This window comes from Ralstonia sp. SA306, from assembly GCF_054792405.1.
Genome location: NZ_CP096451.1, coordinates 2,628,850 through 2,645,343, shown reverse-complemented (window position 1 = coordinate 2,645,343; position 16,494 = coordinate 2,628,850). Strand labels below are relative to the sequence as shown.

Annotated in this window: 17 protein-coding genes; 3 read left to right on the top strand and 14 right to left on the bottom strand. The window is 63.4% G+C overall.

Annotated elements, in window-relative coordinates; all coding sequences use genetic code 11:
- Nucleotides 1-74 precede the first annotated feature (74 nt).
- Nucleotides 75-2,018: a dynamin-like GTPase family protein gene (locus M1D44_RS12605; RefSeq protein WP_024976720.1), complete on the top strand. Its 1,944-nt coding sequence runs from the start codon at nucleotides 75-77 to the stop codon at nucleotides 2,016-2,018.
- A gap of 103 nt (nucleotides 2,019-2,121) precedes the next feature.
- A complete protein-coding gene (gene mutY, locus M1D44_RS12600) occupies nucleotides 2,122-3,270 on the top strand; it encodes an A/G-specific adenine glycosylase (RefSeq protein ID WP_316852775.1) in 1,149 nt (382 codons plus the stop codon).
- 30 nt (nucleotides 3,271-3,300) lie between these two features.
- On the opposite strand, the gene M1D44_RS12595 is transcribed toward mutY, so the two are convergent.
- From M1D44_RS12595 to M1D44_RS12540, 12 genes are all read right to left on the bottom strand, one after another.
- On the bottom strand, nucleotides 3,301-3,954 hold the full coding sequence (locus M1D44_RS12595; RefSeq protein WP_024976718.1) for an LON peptidase substrate-binding domain-containing protein: 654 nt from the start codon (nucleotides 3,952-3,954) through the stop codon (nucleotides 3,301-3,303).
- A 101-nt stretch (nucleotides 3,955-4,055) separates the two neighbouring features.
- A complete protein-coding gene (rapZ, locus tag M1D44_RS12590; protein ID WP_316852774.1) occupies nucleotides 4,056-4,949 on the bottom strand; it encodes an RNase adapter RapZ in 894 nt (297 codons plus the stop codon).
- 93 nt (nucleotides 4,950-5,042) lie between these two features.
- Complete coding sequence (locus tag M1D44_RS12585) at nucleotides 5,043-5,384, bottom strand: PsiF family protein (protein WP_316852773.1); 342 nt, start codon at nucleotides 5,382-5,384, stop codon at nucleotides 5,043-5,045.
- Nucleotides 5,385-5,569: 185 nt separating this feature from the next.
- Complete coding sequence (hprK, locus tag M1D44_RS12580) at nucleotides 5,570-6,544, bottom strand: HPr(Ser) kinase/phosphatase (protein WP_004633393.1); 975 nt, start codon at nucleotides 6,542-6,544, stop codon at nucleotides 5,570-5,572.
- A 73-nt stretch (nucleotides 6,545-6,617) separates the two neighbouring features.
- On the bottom strand, nucleotides 6,618-7,073 hold the full coding sequence (gene ptsN / locus M1D44_RS12575) for a PTS IIA-like nitrogen regulatory protein PtsN (RefSeq protein WP_024976715.1): 456 nt from the start codon (nucleotides 7,071-7,073) through the stop codon (nucleotides 6,618-6,620).
- A 346-nt stretch (nucleotides 7,074-7,419) separates the two neighbouring features.
- The gene (hpf, locus tag M1D44_RS12570) at nucleotides 7,420-7,773 is read right to left on the bottom strand and encodes a ribosome hibernation-promoting factor, HPF/YfiA family (RefSeq protein WP_004633388.1); all 354 of its coding nucleotides are present in this window, start codon (nucleotides 7,771-7,773) and stop codon (nucleotides 7,420-7,422) included.
- Between the two features lie 50 nt (nucleotides 7,774-7,823).
- Entirely contained in the window at nucleotides 7,824-9,335 is a 1,512-nt protein-coding gene (locus tag M1D44_RS12565) for an RNA polymerase factor sigma-54 (RefSeq protein WP_024976713.1), read from the bottom strand.
- A 96-nt stretch (nucleotides 9,336-9,431) separates the two neighbouring features.
- Nucleotides 9,432-10,220, bottom strand: a complete 789-nt coding sequence (gene lptB, locus M1D44_RS12560) for an LPS export ABC transporter ATP-binding protein (protein WP_004633384.1) — start codon at nucleotides 10,218-10,220, stop codon at nucleotides 9,432-9,434.
- Nucleotides 10,221-10,250: 30 nt separating this feature from the next.
- Nucleotides 10,251-10,838, bottom strand: a complete 588-nt coding sequence (gene lptA, locus M1D44_RS12555; RefSeq protein ID WP_112185941.1) for a lipopolysaccharide transport periplasmic protein LptA — start codon at nucleotides 10,836-10,838, stop codon at nucleotides 10,251-10,253.
- A gap of 58 nt (nucleotides 10,839-10,896) precedes the next feature.
- Entirely contained in the window at nucleotides 10,897-11,529 is a 633-nt protein-coding gene (lptC, locus tag M1D44_RS12550) for an LPS export ABC transporter periplasmic protein LptC (protein ID WP_024976711.1), read from the bottom strand.
- A 4-nt stretch (nucleotides 11,530-11,533) separates the two neighbouring features.
- Nucleotides 11,534-12,130: a KdsC family phosphatase gene (locus M1D44_RS12545; RefSeq protein ID WP_024976710.1), complete on the bottom strand. Its 597-nt coding sequence runs from the start codon at nucleotides 12,128-12,130 to the stop codon at nucleotides 11,534-11,536.
- Between the two features lie 16 nt (nucleotides 12,131-12,146).
- A complete protein-coding gene (locus tag M1D44_RS12540) occupies nucleotides 12,147-13,130 on the bottom strand; it encodes a KpsF/GutQ family sugar-phosphate isomerase (protein ID WP_112185937.1) in 984 nt (327 codons plus the stop codon).
- Nucleotides 13,131-13,440: 310 nt separating this feature from the next.
- On the opposite strand from M1D44_RS12540, the gene M1D44_RS12535 reads away from it, so the two are divergent.
- A complete protein-coding gene (locus M1D44_RS12535; protein ID WP_024976708.1) occupies nucleotides 13,441-15,420 on the top strand; it encodes a monovalent cation:proton antiporter family protein in 1,980 nt (659 codons plus the stop codon).
- 9 nt (nucleotides 15,421-15,429) lie between these two features.
- Here the strand turns inward: M1D44_RS12535 and M1D44_RS12530 are convergent, their stop codons facing one another.
- Together M1D44_RS12530 and M1D44_RS12525 are read right to left on the bottom strand one after the other, a co-directional pair.
- Nucleotides 15,430-15,834 (bottom strand): ribbon-helix-helix domain-containing protein, encoded by a 405-nt coding sequence (locus M1D44_RS12530; RefSeq protein ID WP_024976707.1) that lies wholly within the window; start codon nucleotides 15,832-15,834, stop codon nucleotides 15,430-15,432.
- Nucleotides 15,835-15,875: 41 nt separating this feature from the next.
- Nucleotides 15,876-16,454 carry a DJ-1/PfpI family protein gene (locus M1D44_RS12525; RefSeq protein WP_024976706.1) on the bottom strand — a complete coding sequence of 193 codons (579 nt, stop codon included), beginning with the start codon at nucleotides 16,452-16,454 and terminating at the stop codon, nucleotides 15,876-15,878.
- Nucleotides 16,455-16,494: the final 40 nt, after the last annotated feature.

Below are 16,494 nucleotides of genomic sequence, written 5' to 3'. Positions count from 1 at the left end.
ATTGGGCGGAACAGCAATGTCGAGGGGCGCGCGCATTTTTCGCGGTCGGGTCGCGCACACAATAAGACAGAACGATGAACAACACACTGAGCACACAGTTCGAGCAGTACAGCGCCTGGCGCGCTTCGGTACTGCAGTCGGTGGGGGAATTCCAGGACTGGCTGCAAGCCCAGGAGCTGTACGACGCGCAAGCTGACATGCGCGCACAGCGCATCCGCGGCGTCCTGCGCAGCGACAAGCTCAAGGTCGCCTTCATTGCCGAGTTCTCGCGCGGCAAGAGCGAGCTGATCAACGCCATCTTCTTTGCGGACTTTGGCCGCCGCATCCTGCCATCGTCGGCGGGCCGGACCACGATGTGTCCGACCGAGCTGATGTACGACGAAAGCTATCCGCCGTCGATCCGCCTGCTGCCGATCGAGACGCGTCTGCATGACGCATCGACGGCCGATTTTCGCGATGCGGGCAGCCACTGGCTGTCGGTGCCGCTCGATCCGTCGTCGCCCGAGGGCATGCTCGAAGCATTCCGCCACGTGGTGGAAACCGTGCGCGTGCCCAAGGAAGAAGCCGAGCAGTTGGGTCTCTATAACGACGCCGATCCTGACGCCGCGTTCTCGGTGGATGCCGCCGGCACGGTCGAAGTGTCGAAGTGGCGTCACGCGATCATCAATTTCCCGCACCCGATGCTCAAGCAGGGACTGGTGATCCTGGACACCCCGGGCCTGAACGCCATCGGTACCGAGCCGGAACTGACGCTGCGCCTGATTCCGGATGCGCATGTCGTCGTGTTCGTGCTGGCAGCGGATGCCGGCGTGACCAAGAGCGACCTGGAACTGTGGCGCTCGCATGTGGGCGGTGGCCAGCGCAAGGGCTGCATCGCGGTGCTCAACAAGGTCGACGGCCTGTGGGATCCGCTCAAGTCCGAAGAGGAAGTCGAGAGCGAAGTCAGCCGCCAGATCATGACGACGGCGCAGGTGCTCGATATCGATGTCGAGCGCGTGTATCCGGTGTCGGCGCAGAAGGGGCTGGTGGCCAAGGTCAACCATGACCATGAGCTGCTGGCCAAGAGCCGGCTGCCGGAGCTGGAGTCGGTGCTATCGGATCAGTTGATTCCGCAGCGTCGCGAGATCGTGACCGAGCAGGTTCAACTGGCCGTGAAGGACATGGCCACCGGCGCGCAGCAACTGCTGCAGATGCGCCGCCGCGACATCGTCGAGCAGTTGTTCGAGCTGCGCGGCCTGCGCGGCAAGAACCACACGATGGTCAAGCACATGCTGATGCGCGTGCAGGGCGAGAAGGAAGAGTTCGAGCAGAGCATCGCCAAGTTTCAGGCGCTGCGTACGGTGTTCGGCCGGCACAGCGCAGAGATCATCAAGAGTGTGCAGCTCAAGCAGATCCGCTCGACGATGCGCGAAGCACGCGAGAAGATGAAGGAGCGCGTGTTCTCGCGCGGTCTGCGCGACGACATGGACAAGCTCTTCGGCCACCTGACGGGCCTGGTGCGCGATGCCGCTAACCGCATCGACCAACTGCACCAGATGGTGGATGGCATGTACAAGAAGTTCAACGCCGAGCACGGCTTCACGCTGTCGCCGCCGCTGCGCTTCCTGGGCACGCGCTACGACGCCGATCTGAAAGAGACGCTGATGCTCGCGCACAACCACTTTGGCGCGTTCAGCTTCCTGACGCGTCCGAAGCCGCAACTCGTGCACGGCGCATTCTCGACGGTGGCCAGCCGCGTGTTGGATACCTTCCAGGACATGAACCGCGACATCGAGATCTGGCTGAAGTCGGTCATGACGCCGCTCGAAGCGCAGGTGCGCGATCATCAGAAGCAACTGCGCAAGCGCGTCGATTCGATCGAGCGCATTCATGAGGCGACCGATACGCTGGAAGCGCGCATCACCGAACTCGAAGCGCTGCTCAATACGCTGGATGAGCGCAGCGGCACGATCGCCCAATACACCGATCGCATTCTCGCGGCCGGAACGATTCTGGAGCGGCAGTCGTTCGCGGCTTGACGCATAGCGTTGTTCATGGAGAAAGCGCCTGTGGGCGCTTTTTTCGTTCTGGTAGGATCGCCGCCAGCGCGCATCTTCGGCTCGCCGTTTCCTCATCACACGCATGACCGCCACCCCTCGCCGCACGCGCCGCGCCGCGCAACCTGCTGCCGTATTGCCTTCGCTCCCCGATGATTTTGCCGTGCGCGTCATCGCATGGCAGCAGCGTCATGGCCGCCACCATTTGCCGTGGCAGAACACTGGCGACGCGTATCGCACGTGGCTGTCAGAGATCATGCTGCAGCAGACGCAGGTGAGCGCGGTGCTGGGCTACTACGCACGCTTCATCGAGCGCTTCCCGACCGTGCAGGCGCTGGCCGCTGCGCCTGCAGACGATGTGATGGCTGCGTGGGCCGGTCTCGGTTACTACACGCGTGCGCGAAACCTCCATCGCTGCGCGCAGATCGTGGTGGTGGAGCACGACGGCATCTTCCCGCGCGATCCCGACGTGTTGGCGACGCTGCCGGGCATCGGCCGCTCGACCGCGGCGGCCATCGCAGCGTTTTCGTACGGCGTGCGCGCGGCCATTCTGGACGGCAACGTCAAGCGCGTGTTTGCGCGTGTGTTTGGCATCGATGGCTTTCCTGGCGACAAGCGCGTGGAAGACACGATGTGGCGCATCGCCGAAGCCGTGCTGCCGCCGACCGAAGGCATTCAGCCGTACACACAGGGTTTGATGGACCTGGGGGCCACCGTTTGCACGCGTGGCAAACCGGCATGCCTGACCGGCGAACGGTCCTGTCCGCTCGAATCGCTATGCGAAGCGCGCAGTACTGATCGCGTGATGGAACTGCCCGTGCCGCGTCCGCGCAAGACGATACCCGAGCGTGCCGCGACACTTGTTATCGCCCTACACGCCGACGCGGTCCTGCTGCAGCGTCGTCCGCAACGCGGCATCTGGGGTGGGTTGTGGTCTTTGCCGCTGGTGGGCGAGATGGACGACGTGCTCGACGCGCATCCGTTGGAGGTGGGCACCGTGCGTCGTGCCGCGCAGGCATATGGCGCGGTCTCGACCGTGGAAATGGCTGGCGCGCTCACGCACACCTTCACGCATTTCCGCCTGCATATGCACTTGCTGCGCGCGGAGATCGCCACACCCGTCGCGCTCAATGACGACTGGCGTTGGGTACCGCTCGCGCAACTCAATTCAGTGGGATTGCCTGCGCCGGTGAAGTTGGCGCTGGAGACGCTGGTGCAGCCAAGTCTGATCTAGCCAGACTGATCTGGCTCGGCTGAAGCAGCATCACAGAATGTGATGCTGCTTCATGTAGCGATGGACGATCTCGATGCGCATGCCGGCGTCCATCAGTTCCATCAGCTTCTGCTTGGCCTTGAGCGGCACCGGCAGCAGTTCGCACAATCGATTCGCGACCCAGCTCGGGCTGGACCACTCATAGGGTTCCGCCATCGGGACGTTGCCATCTTCGCGTGATCCGAGTGTGGTGATGATGCGGCGCAGGGCACCCACGCAATCGTCGAAAAGTTCGCCCTTGCAGTCTTCCACGTCTGCGCCAATGGGCTCGACCGTGCCGCGCATGAGGCCGTCGGGCGTAGTCTCGAACGACAGCACCTTGAAGCGCTGCGTGCCGCGCACCTTGATCATCAGCAGGCCGAGCTGCTCCATGTCGCACTCGACGATGTGGGCGATGCAGCCCACGTCGACCGGTACGGTCGTGCCGTCTGTGGTGGCCACTTCGTTGCCGCGCTCGATCAGGCAGACGCCGAACGGCGTCTTGTCGCGCAGGCACGTGCGCACCATATCGATGTAGCGGGCTTCGAAAATGCGCAGCGGGAGAAGGCCGCCGGGAAACAGCACCGTATGCAACGGAAACAGCGACAGCTCGGTGGGCAGCGGCGGCAGCGGCGAGAACGGTGAGAGAGCGATGTCTTCTTGCATGGACGGACTTTGAGCAGGCGGCAAGATTTTCGCGTGGTGCCGCGCAAGAAGCCGCATCCAAATGAGGCTGGCCGGCGCGCGGGCTGTGTCTGGCGCGCGGTTCAGCCGTCTACGGCCAATTCGCGGTGGCGGACCAACACATTACCATGCGCGCGAAAGTACGTGGCAAGCCGTTCCGCGATGTACACGGAACGATGCTGGCCGCCCGTGCAGCCGATCGCGACGGTCAGGTAGCTGCGGTTGTCGGCGATGAAACTCGGCAGCCACTTTTCCACGTAGGCGCGAATGTCCTCTGCCATCGCAAGCACCATCGGCTGGCTTTGCAGGAAATCGATGACGGGCTGGTCGCGCCCGGTGAGTGGGCGCAGTTGCGTGTCGTAGTAAGGGTTGGGCAGCGAACGCACGTCGAAGACGAGATCAGCATCGGTCGGCACGCCATGCTTGAAGCCGAACGATTCGAACATCAACGTGATGTCATGCGGCTCGTCGCTGATGAACTCTTTGATGTACGCGCGCAGGGCGTTCGTGCGCAGCGTGCTGGTGTCGATGCGATGCGCCGGATCGGCCAGCGGGCTGAGCAGCTCGCGCTCCATTTCTATCGCTTCGATGAGCGAGGTGTCGAGGCCCTTGGCAGCCGCCTGCACATTGGCGGCGCTATCAGGGCGGCCGTTACGGATCGACAGCGGATGCCGACGGCGCGTCTCGGAATAGCGCTGCACCAGCGCGTTCGTACTCGCTGTCAGGAACAGCATGCGCACGTCGTGTTCCTTGCGCAGCACGGTGACCGTCTCAGGCACCTTGCGCAGCGATTCACGGCTGCGGATGTCAGTGGCCACACCCAGATGCGTATAACCCTGGTCCGACAGATAGCGCGCCAGTTCGGGGATGAACTGCGCGGGCAGGTTGTCGACGCAATAGTATCCTGCGTCTTCGAGCACGTTCAGGGCGACCGATTTCCCTGAACCCGACATACCGGTGATGAGAATGATCCGCATGCCGCGAGGATAGCATCCCTGTATTGCAAAGCAGCGACCAGTAAAAAAGGCGACCGATCTGGCCGCCTTTTTTAAACGAAGCTAAAGGGATGCTCAGCCCTTCGAGAGGCACTCCTTCTGGGCGTTCTTGTAGGCGTCACCCTTCTTGCCCTTGTTGGCCTTGGAGCAGGCGGCCATCTTTTCCTGCTGCGTCATCGGTTTGGCGGCGGCAGCCGGCTTGTCAGAGAGGCAGCCTTTCATGAAAGCCTTGCGCTCGTCGCCCTTCTTGCCGGCGGCGTCCATGTTGCATTGCTTCATCTTTTCTTGCTGCGAATTCTTGGCTGCCGGAGCGGCAGCAGGTGCGGCCGGCGCAGCTGCCGGTGCGCTGCCTTGGGCGAAAGCCTGGCCGGCCATGAATGGGAGCGCCAGGGCGCAAGCGGCAATCAGTTGTTTCATCGTCGTGTTCTCCTTGGGTACCGTCAGAAGAGCGGGCGAAGACAGCCACCGCGCTCGCGATGAACGCCGCCGCGTGCGTGCTCGGCGCATTCCCTCCCACAACGGAGAGGCCGCACGTCGGGTTGACGTTTCGCACCAAAAACTAGGGTAAACCGGCCCGACGGCGAAACTTTGTGGCGACTTTGTTAAAGCAGGCGACCCTGAGGCGAGTGCGAGGCGGCTTCGGCCTGCATGGCGGCGCGCTGGCGGTCCATGAAGTCGCGCAACGTATCGATGCCGCGTAGGCGCAGAATCGTGTTGCGCACGGCGGCTTCGACCAGCACGGCCAAGTTGCGGCCGGCCGCCACCTGGATCTTCACCATGTGGATCGGCAAACCGAGCACATCGAGGTACTGCGAATCGAGCGGCAGGCGCTCGAACTCGCCATCGTTGCGGCGCACGAGCTGGACGATCAGCTTGATCTTCATCTTCCGGCGCACAGCCGTCTCACCGAAGATCGTCTTGATGTCGAGCAGGCCCAGACCGCGCACTTCCAGCAGATTCTGCAGCAGCGGCGGGCAGCGGCCTTCAATGAAATCCGGCCCTAGGCGCACGAAATCGACTGCGTCATCGGCCACCAGACCGTGACCGCGCGAGATCAGCTCCAGGCCCAGTTCGCTTTTGCCCAGGCCCGAATCGCCCATGATCAGCACGCCCATGCCGAGAATGTCGAGAAATACCCCGTGCATCGTCACGCGCGGCGCAGAGATGCGCGACAGATACAAACGCAGATGATCAATGACCGCGGCCGACGAAATCGGTGACGTGAACAGCGGCGTGGACGAGCGGGTGCAGCGCAGCTCCAGGTCCGGCGGCGGATCCACGCCATCCGCCACGACCAGAAAGGGCGGCTCCAGCAGGATCAGCTCGCCCATCTGGCGCTTGCGGTTTTCTTCCGATAGGCGCTGGTAGTAGGTGATCTCGGGTTTGCCGAGCACCTGGATGCGATTCGGGTGGATGAGGTTCAAGTGCCCGACCAGGTCCGCCGCAGATGTCGCTTCCTTGGCGAAATCCACGTCGAACGCGCGGTCCGCGCCCTCCAGGCCGGCGACCCACGACAGCTTCAGATCGGCTGCGTTGTCGTCAAAGATCGATTGGGCGATGACGCCGGTCAGTTCCATAGCAGGGCACAGTGGTGCCGACGGGGCATAGCGCGCTCGCAATCGGTTGCGCTTGCCACCGATCGCGCTGCGCTCAGGGCCGCCACTCGGTCAGTAGCTGGTGAATCGCCTCGGGCGACGGCAGGGTGGCGAGGCCTTCGCGCATGTCACGGTCGGACAGCAGTTGGGCGATTTCAGAGAGGATTTCCAGATGCTGCTGGGTGGCCTGTTCGGGTACCAGCAGAAAGATCAGTAGCGAGACAGGCTTGCCGTCCGGTGACTCAAAAGGCACCGGCTCGGACAGACGCATGAATGCAGCCAGCGGTTGCTTGAGCCCCTTAATACGGCCATGCGGAATGGCCACGCCGGCTCCCAGGCCTGTGGAGCCAAGCGACTCGCGCGCAAACAGGTTGTCGGTGACGACTGCGCGCGTCATGCCGTGGTTGTTCTCGAACAGCAGGCCAGCCTGTTCAAATACCCGCTTTTTGCTGGTTACGCTGACGTCGAGGGCGATGTTCCCGGGCGGCAGCAGTTTGGCCAAGCGATTCATGTGCAATGCGTGAAATGAGCGGCATCCTTCTGCACCAAGATGGCGCGCGGACAATGAGGTCATTATAGACCACGTGTCGCGCGGCTTTGTGCGGCGCACCAGCGGTGCACCACGCAGGGCAGAGAAGCGAATCCCCCAGGGCTGCAATCAGCCGGTGCCGGCAATGTGCGCGCGGCATCGACCCTGTTTTTGCCAGCATCGCGTCAAAAGCCGCGCCACGCCAGCATTCATACTTTCGTCAGATTTTAGCCCGACTTAAATCCGTTGCAATCGGATTCGTCACGAATGCACCACGGCATAAAAAAACCGCGCCAACTCGGGGCGCGGTTTTTGCGGTGCCGTCCTGCTATTGCTGCATCTGCACGGCCTGGAAGGCTTGGTGCTTCATGCTGTCACGGTCGTGCCCCTGCACGCGGTCCTTGTACTTGATCACTTGCCTGTCCAGTTTATCGACGAGTAGGTCGATGGCCGCATAAAGATCTTCATGGTGTGATTCGACGAAGACATCCTTACCCTTGAGGTGCAGGTTGATTTCCGCGTACTGACGCCGATCCTTCTCCTTGTGGTTATCGACCGATAGCAACACGCTGACGCCAATCACCTGATCGAAGTGCCTGATCACACGCTCCAGTTTCGTTTCCACGTACTCACGCAAAGCGGGCGTGATGTCCAGGTGGTGTCCACTGAGTTTGAAGTTCATAGCGGTTCTCCTTCTCAAGATGAGCCGCACCGGAACTGCCCGCGATGCGGCTATAAAGACTTGCGCAAATTCACTGCAGGGATCTTGAGGGCTTCGCGGTATTTGGCCACCGTCCGACGGGCCACCACGAATCCTTGTTCGCCTAACAGCTCGGCAATTCTGCTATCGGACAGAGGATTCTTCGGGTCTTCGGCTCCTACAAGTTGCTTGATGAGCGCGCGTATCGCGGTGGATGACGCGGCCCCGCCGGTTTCCGTCGATACATGGCTGCCGAAGAAGTACTTCAACTCGAACGTCCCCATCGGGGTCGCCATGTATTTGTTGGTTGTCACACGGGAGATCGTGGACTCGTGTAGACCCAGTGTATCGGCTATTTCCCGCAAAACCAAGGGGCGCATGGCGATTTCGCCGTGCGTGAAGAAGCTCTTTTGACGCTCGACAATGGCTTGCGAGACACGCAGGATCGTATCGAAGCGCTGCTGAATGTTCTTGATCAGCCAACGGGCTTCCTGCAGCTTCTGCTGCAGATTGGCGGCGCCCGATTCACCGCGGCTGCTGCGCAGGATCTGCGCGTACATGTCGTTGATGCGCAGGCGCGGCATGACGTCGGGGTTCAGTTGCGCCATCCAGCCTGCGCTTGTCTTGCGCACGATCACGTCAGGCACCACGAAATCAGCTTCCGCGCGACCGAATGCATGACCCGGGAACGGCGCCAGTGAACGAATCAGCTCATGCGCTGCCTTCAATGCTGGTTCGTCGACGGACAGTGCCTTCTTCAGACGCGTGTAGTCGCGCGCGGCTAGCAGTTCGAGATGCTGATTGACGATGATGAGCGCCAGCGCTTTCGCAGGCGAATCGAGCCGGTGCAATTGCAGTGACAGGCACTCGGCGGCTGAGCGCGCGCCGACACCGGGCGGATCAAAGCTCTGCAGCATGCGCAGCGCGGCTTGCAGTTCGTCCAGTTCGACTTCGAGTTCGGCGGGCAGATCCGCGAGGATTTCGTCGAGCGTGCCCGAGAGATAACCTTCGTCGTCGAGCGATTCGATCAGGAAGATGACGAGGCCTTTGTCGAGCATCGACAGCTTGAGCGGCGCGAGTTGTTCCATAAGGAATTCGCGCAGGCTTTGTTCGGCTTCGCGCAACTGCAGCGGGGCGCGGTCGTCTTCGTCGGATTGCGGTTTGCGGGCGAAGTCGTCAAGGCTCCAGTCGGAGCGGTCGGAGCCGTAATCGCTGTCGAAATCGGCGCCGCTGTCGTGACCGTTCTCGTAGCTGCTGTCCGAGCTGTCGCTGCTGTCGGCACCGTTGGGTGCGGGCGGGGGCGATTCGGTGGGCAGGGGCGTGGCGGTGTTGCTTTGCAGCGCGTTGACGGAGCCGTCTGAGCCAATGCGAGCGGACGTGTCAAGCCACTCGTTTTCCCGCTCCAGCAGCGGGTTTTCGGTCAGGGCCTGCTCAACTTCTTGTTGCAGTTCGATGGTCGACAGTTGCAGCAGCCTGATCGATTGCTGCAACTGCGGCGTGAGCGCGAGATGCTGAGAGAGACGGAGCTGGAGCGACTGTTTCATGCGGGCTATTCTATGCCCAACACTCGGTCGATGGAACGGATTTTGCTTTAAGGTGCGGCTTTGCCACGTCCTTAAGGCGTAGGCGTGCGGTGTGGCTTACATCCGGAAGTTATCGCCCAGATACACCTTGCGTACATCCTCGTTCTCGATGATCTGTTCCGGCATGCCCGCAGCCAGCACGGTGCCTTCGCTGATGATATAGGCGTGATCGCAGATGCCCAGCGTTTCTCGCACGTTGTGATCGGTGATCAGCACGCCGATATTGCGGTCTTTCAGGAAGCTGACGATGCGTTGAATCTCGCCCACCGCGATCGGATCGACGCCGGCAAACGGTTCATCGAGCAGGATGAAGCGCGGCGATGAGGCCAGCGCGCGGGCAATCTCCACGCGGCGGCGTTCACCACCCGATAGGGACAGCGCAGGGTTGTCGCGCAGGTGGGCGATCTGCAAGTCGTCGAGCAGGCCGTCAAGGCGGCGGTTGACTTCGTCTTGCGAGAGCTTCTTGCCGTTCTGTTCCTGCAGCTCGAGCACCGCGCGGATGTTTTCCTGCACGTTGAGCTTGCGGAACACCGACGCTTCCTGCGGCAGATACGACAGGCCCATGCGCGCACGCTGGTGGATCGGCAGGCGGCTGATGTGTTCGCCGTCGAGCACGATGTCGCCGGCGTCCAGCGCCACCAGGCCGACGATCATGTAGAAAGAGGTCGTCTTGCCCGCGCCGTTGGGGCCGAGCAGGCCGACCACCTCGCCACTTTTCACGTCAAGCGACACGTCCTTGACCACCGTGCGCGTGCCGTAGCGCTTCTTCAGATGGCGGACGACCAGCGTGCTGGACGTCGTGGCCTGCGGCGCTGCAGTTTTGGGGGCGAGGGTGGTGGCAGACATAAGCGAAACAGAAAAGACAGGCAGTACAGATCAGGGCTTGGCGGCCGGGGTAGATGCCGGCGCGGCAGGTGTGCTTGTGCGCGGTGCGAGAACGGCGCGCACGCGGCCCGACGGATTGGCGGAGGTGGCGTTTTCCGCGCCGCCCGAGGCCGTGTAGAACTCCTTCTGTCCATCGTACGTGATGACCGCGCCGCGGATTTCGTCGAGCTGCGTCGCACCTTGCAGGCGCTCCATGCGTGCGCGGGTGATCAGCTTGGAAATCTCTTGCTTGCCGTCGTATTCGATGCGCTCGCCCCAACCCTGGATGTATTCGTCGACGTTGTCCCGCTTCTGGCGAATGAAGGCGAGATTGCCGGGCTTGGATGTGGCGACGGCGTAGTTGTAGCCCTCGGGATCGGTCCGCAGATCGGCCTCGTCGGAGCGCAGCACCATGGTGCCCTTGGTCAGCACTACGTTGCCGGTCAAGTGATAGACCTGCTTCAGATCGTCGTAGCTGGCGTTGTCGGCTTCGAGTACGAGCGGCTTGTCGCGGTCGGCGCGCTCGGCGTGCGCGGGCAGGGCCGGTAACAGCAGCGCAGCGACGATGGCGAGGCCGGCAGCACGGAGGGAGTCAGTCATGGGGATCACGTCGGAGAAGGGCGCGGTCGGTGGGCGTTGTCAGGTTCGGGGGCAGAGTTTACTGCTTCGGCGCCCCCAGCCCTTCGATTCGGCCGCGCACGTTGCCAAGCAATTGTACTTGGCGCGTCACGTTGTTGAAGGTGAGGCCGTTGGCGTTCATGATCGACGGCCCCCGGTGCAGCTCGACCGGCTTGTCGGTACGCACGATGTCGTCGTTGAGCAGCACCTGGAAGTACGTCGAATCGGCCGTCATCAGCGGGTCCTGGCGGGCGTCGGGGCCCTGCGCGCGGATGACCTTGGCGTTGTTGTACAGATCAACGATGGTGCCGTCGCCGTTCATCTTGCCAAGGTCTGCACGGGCGGTGACCTGCGGGCGATCGGGCGCATAAACGCGCAGTGCGGGATACGTGACGTCGTAGGTCAGGTCGTCCTCATAGTGATTCATGTGGACGCCGGTGAAGCGGTATTTGGTCGTGCCGGTCTCGTCCAGGGCAGTGGCCGAGATGCCGTCCATGGTGTAGTCAGCGATGTGGCGCTTGGGCTGGGTGGCGGCTTCGTCGGTTTGTGGCGTATTGACCTGCACGAGCAGGAACGTGACGCCGCAGACGATCGCCATCAGCAGGATCGGCAGCCCGCGCAGCATGACCTGCAGCACGGTGGAGACGAGGCGTTGGGAGCGTTCGCTGGCCATGGAGTCAGAAGGATTGCGGGGCCTGCAGCAGTTGCGCAAGCAGGGCGTCATAGGCGCCTTGAGCCTTGAGGATCAGGTCGGCCACTTCCCGCACGGCGCCGCGTCCTCCCGTAGCCTGGGCGACGTAGTGGGCGCGGCTGCGCAGTTCGGCATGGGCCTGGGCGGGGCAGGCGGTAAAGCCCACCATCGTCATTACCGGCAGGTCGGGCCAGTCGTCGCCCATGTAGCCGGCGTCGGTGGCCTGAAGTTGCGTGGCAGCCAGCAGGCGGGCAAATGCCTCGCGCTTGTCGGCTACGCCTTGGTACAGATGTTCGATGCCGAGTTCCCCGGCGCGCCAAGCTACGATTTCGGATTGCCGTCCGGAGATGATGGCCGTGGTGACGCCGGCCTGTGCCAGCAGCTTGATGCCGTGGCCGTCGAGCGTGTCGAACGCCTTGCTGATTTCACCCTCAGGGCCGACAAGCAGGCGGCCGTCGGTCAGCACGCCATCCACATCGAACACCATCAGACGCACGCGCGCGGCGCGTTCCATTGCCTGCGGAAAGCGTGCGTCGATGTTGCTGTGGACGCTGTCGGTGGGAAATGGGGCCGGAGTGATCATCAGTGGCGTGGGCGGGTCAGATGACCTTGGCCCGCGTCAGGTCGTGGATGTGCAGCGCGCCGACCAGCAGGCCGGCGGCATCGACCACCAGCAACTGGTTGATGCGGTGCGTTTCCATGACTTCGACGGCTTCAACGGCGAGCTGGTCGGGGCCGACCGAGCGCGGGTTGCTGTGCATGACCTCGTGGATGGGCACGGTGCGCCAGTCGCGCGGGGTTTCGAGCAGGCGGCGCAGGTCGCCGTCGGTGAACACGCCCACGGCGCGGCCTTGGGCATCGACCACGGCGGTCATCGCCATGCCCTTGCGGGTGATTTCCATCAGCGCCTGCGACAGCGACGTGTCTTGGTCCACGCGGGGGATGGCGTCGCCGGCGCGCATGACGTCACGCACGTGCGTCAGCAGCTTGCGGCCGAGCGATCCGCCCGGATGCGAGCGTGCGAAGTCTTCTGCACCGAAGCCGCGTGCGTCGAGCACGGCCACGGCCAGCGCATCGCCCAGCGCGATCTGCGCGGTGGTGCTGGCGGTGGGAGCAAGGTTCAGCGGGCAGGCTTCGACATCGACATGCGAGTTGAGCACCACGTCGGCGTGCTTGCCGAGCGAGGACTCCGGGTTGCCCGTGATGGCGATCAGCTTGGCGCCCATCCGCTTGACCAGCGGCAGGATGACGTTCAGCTCCGACACTTCGCCGGAATTGGAAAAGCCGATGAAAACGTCGTCGTGGGTGACCATGCCGAGATCGCCATGGCTGGCTTCGGCCGGGTGCACGAAGAAGGCCGGCGTGCCGGTCGAGGCCAGCGTGGCGGCAATCTTGCGCGCCACGTGGCCCGATTTGCCCATGCCGGACACGACGACACGGCCGGTGCAGCCGAGCACCATTTCGACCGCGCGCGCAAAGTCGGCGGACACCTGGGTTTTGAGACCGAGTACGGCTTGCGCTTCGATGTCGAAGGTTTGCTGCGCCAGCGCAAGCGCTCGGTCCGGATTGAAATTCGCTATCATGGCGGCGAAGTATAACAACGATTGACACAGTCCTCGGCCGCTGGCGGCGCGTTGGGACTTGACTTGCGGGGAGTGGGCGGAGCGTGCGGGCGCTCCGTTTTGCTGCGCCGCGGCATTCGGCTTCCAAATCACTTTCTTCCCGTCGCCACGCCGTCATTTTTTGCTCTGCGGCGTCTCGCGTATCGCGTTCTTCGTTTATATCCTGGCATCGGTCTTGCAGCGCCTGCGTGCTCGCTTGCGCACGCACCGTCTTGATGCGCGGCATCCGGCCCTCCTGTCCAACCCCTTTCGATTGGTTTTTTCGCGTCGCATGCATTCGCCGCTGGAACTCACCCTCGTGTTGCTGGCCGCCGCCGTGATCGGCGTGGTGCTGTTCCGGATGCTGCAATTGCCGCCGATGCTGGCGTACCTCGTGGTGGGCGTCCTCATCGGGCCGAAGGCGACAGGGCTGGAATCCGATACGGCGCAGACGCGCTACCTGGCGGAATTCGGGGTGGTCTTCCTGATGTTCTCGATCGGGCTGGAGTTCAACCTCTCCAAGCTGCGTTCGATGCGGCGGCTGGTGCTGGGGCTCGGGGCGTCGCAGGTGGGACTGACCATCCTGCTCACGATTCCCGTTTCGATGGTGCTGTCCCACTGGTACCCGCTATCCTGGCAGGCAGGCCTGGCACTGGGCGGCGCGTTGGCCATGTCTTCCACGGCCATCGTCTCAAAAATGCTGGCCGAGCGTCTGCAACTCGAGACCGAGCACGGCCGCAACATCATCAGCGTGTTGCTGTTCCAGGATCTGGCGGTCGTGCTGTTGCTGATCGTGGTGCCGTCATTGGGCAAGAACCCAACGGACCTCGTGCTAGCGCTGTCCATTGCCGCGCTCAAGATCACCGTCGCGCTGGTGCTGATCCTGTTTCTGGGGCAGAAGCTGCTGTCGCGCTGGTTCCACCTCGTGGCGGCGCGGCGCTCGCAGGAGCTGTTCATGCTGAACCTGCTGCTGGTCACGCTGGGCATGGCGGCGCTGACGGAGCGGTTGGGCCTCTCGATGGCGCTAGGCGCATTCCTGGCCGGCATGCTGGTGTCGGAAACGCCGTACAAGCTGCAGGTGGAAGAAGACATCAAGCCGTTCCGCGACGTGCTGCTGGGGCTGTTCTTCGTGACGGTCGGCATGCTGCTGGACCCGCGCGTGGTCTTCGAGCACTGGGCGCTGGTGTTGGGGCTGGTGATGGCGCCGGTGCTGTTCAAGTTTGTGTTGATTGCGCTGCTGGCGCGGGCCTTCGGTTCAGGTGGCGGTGCGGCGATCCGTACGGCCCTGGGGCTGGCGCAGGCCGGTGAGTTCGGCTTCGTGCTGCTGAACCAGATTGACGGCATGAGACTGATCGACCCGCTGCTCGGCCAGGCGATCCTGGCGGCGATGCTTTTGTCGATGCTGCTGGCGCCGTTCCTGATCCAGTACAGCGACGTGATTGCCATGCGGCTGTCGCGCACGGACTGGCTGATGCAATCGCTGGCCATGACCAAGATTGCCGCGCAGAGCATTGCCACCGAGCGCCACGTCATCATCTGCGGCTACGGGCGCAGCGGCCAGAATCTGGCGCATATGGTGGAGCAGGAAGGCATCGGCTATGTCGCGCTCGATCTGGACCCCGACCGCGTGCGCGAGGCTGCGGCCGCGGGCGAGCACGTCGTCTATGGCGACGCGGCGCGGCGCGAGTCGCTGGTGGCCGCCGGTATCCACCGCGCAGCGGCGGTCGCCATTACCTATGCCGATACGGCTTCAGCATTGAAGGTGCTGCACCACGTGCAGGCGCTGGAGCCGACCCTGCCCGTGATCGTGCGCACCATCGACGATGCCGACCTGGATCGCCTGCAGCAAGCCGGCGCCACCGAGGTCGTCCCCGAGATCATCGAAGGGAGCCTGATGCTGGCCTCACACGCGCTGGTGCTGCTGGGCGTGCCGCTGCGCCGCGTGGTGCGCCGTGCGCAGGAGATGCGCGATGCACGCTACAGCCTGCTGCGCGGCTACTTCCATGGTCAGGATGACGAGGAGGACATGCTCGAGCGCGACGCCGTGCGCCTGCACTCGGTGCCGTTGGTCAAAGGCTCGCCTGCCATCGGCCATAAGCTCGGCACGATGGGGCTGGAAACGTTCAAGACGTCGGTCACGGCGATTCGGCGCCAGGGCATTCGCGCGCTCGATCCCGATCCAGATACGGTGCTGGAGCTGGGCGATATCGTTGTGCTGCGCGGCACACCCGAGGGGCTGCAGATGGCCGAGGAGCGGCTCTCGCCGCGTTGATGCCAGCGCTTACTTGATGAACGTTTCCAGTAGCGGCCCGCGCGAGCGGCGCGGCGGTGGGGCATCGGCCATGTTGGCCGGCAGGCCATCCAGCACCGCCGCGGCATCGAGCGAGCTGATCGACACCCGCGTATCGGCCGGAATGCGCCCCTCCTGCTTCAGCATGAGATAGCGCAGGCAGCAGACGCGCAGGAACGACGCGAAGTTCGCCACCTCGCCGCGACGCTCAAACAACTCGTCGTAAAGCTTGCTGATGAGCTGGTTGACCGTCAGGCCATCGCGCTGGCCAATCTCTTCGAGCACCTCCCAGAACAGGCACTCCAGCCGCACGCTGGTCGCCACGCCGTGCAGGCGTAGCGAACGCGCGAGGCTGTCGTAGGAATGGGGATTGGCGCGGATGAAGATTTCGCACATGGCCGGGGGCTCCTGGGGCGCCCGGCGTGCGGGCAACCGAATCAGTGTAGAACCCGCGTGCCCAGGACTTCAAGAAACTGTGCCAACCACGCCGGATGTGCCGGCCAGGCGGGCGCCGTGACCAGCTTGCCGTCGGTGTGGGCCTGGTCGACGGGGATGTCCTTGAAGGTGCCGCCCGCCGCCGTGACTTCGGGGCCACATGCCGGATATGCCGAGCACGCCTTGCCTTCCAGCACACCCGCCGCCGATAGCAGCTGTGCACCGTGGCAGATGGCCGCGATGGGTTTGTCCGCATGGGCGAAGTGCCGCACGACATCAAGCACGCCGGCGTTCAGTCGCAGGTATTCGGGCGCGCGGCCGCCGGGCACGACAAGTGCGTCATACGCTGCCGGGTCGATGTCGGCGAAGGTGGCGTTGACGGTGAAGCGATGGCCGGGTTTTTCGGAGTACGTCTGCGCGCCTTCGAAATCGTGAACGGCGGTCGCGACGGAATCGCCAGCGCGCTTGTCCGGACAGACGGCGTGCACCGTGTGGCCGACCATCTGCAGCGCCTGGAAGGGGACCATGACTTCGTAGTCCTCCACGTAGTCGCCGACCAGCATCAGAATTTTCTTTGCCATCGCCGTGTCTCCTGTATGGTTTGGGTTTGCCCATTGTGGT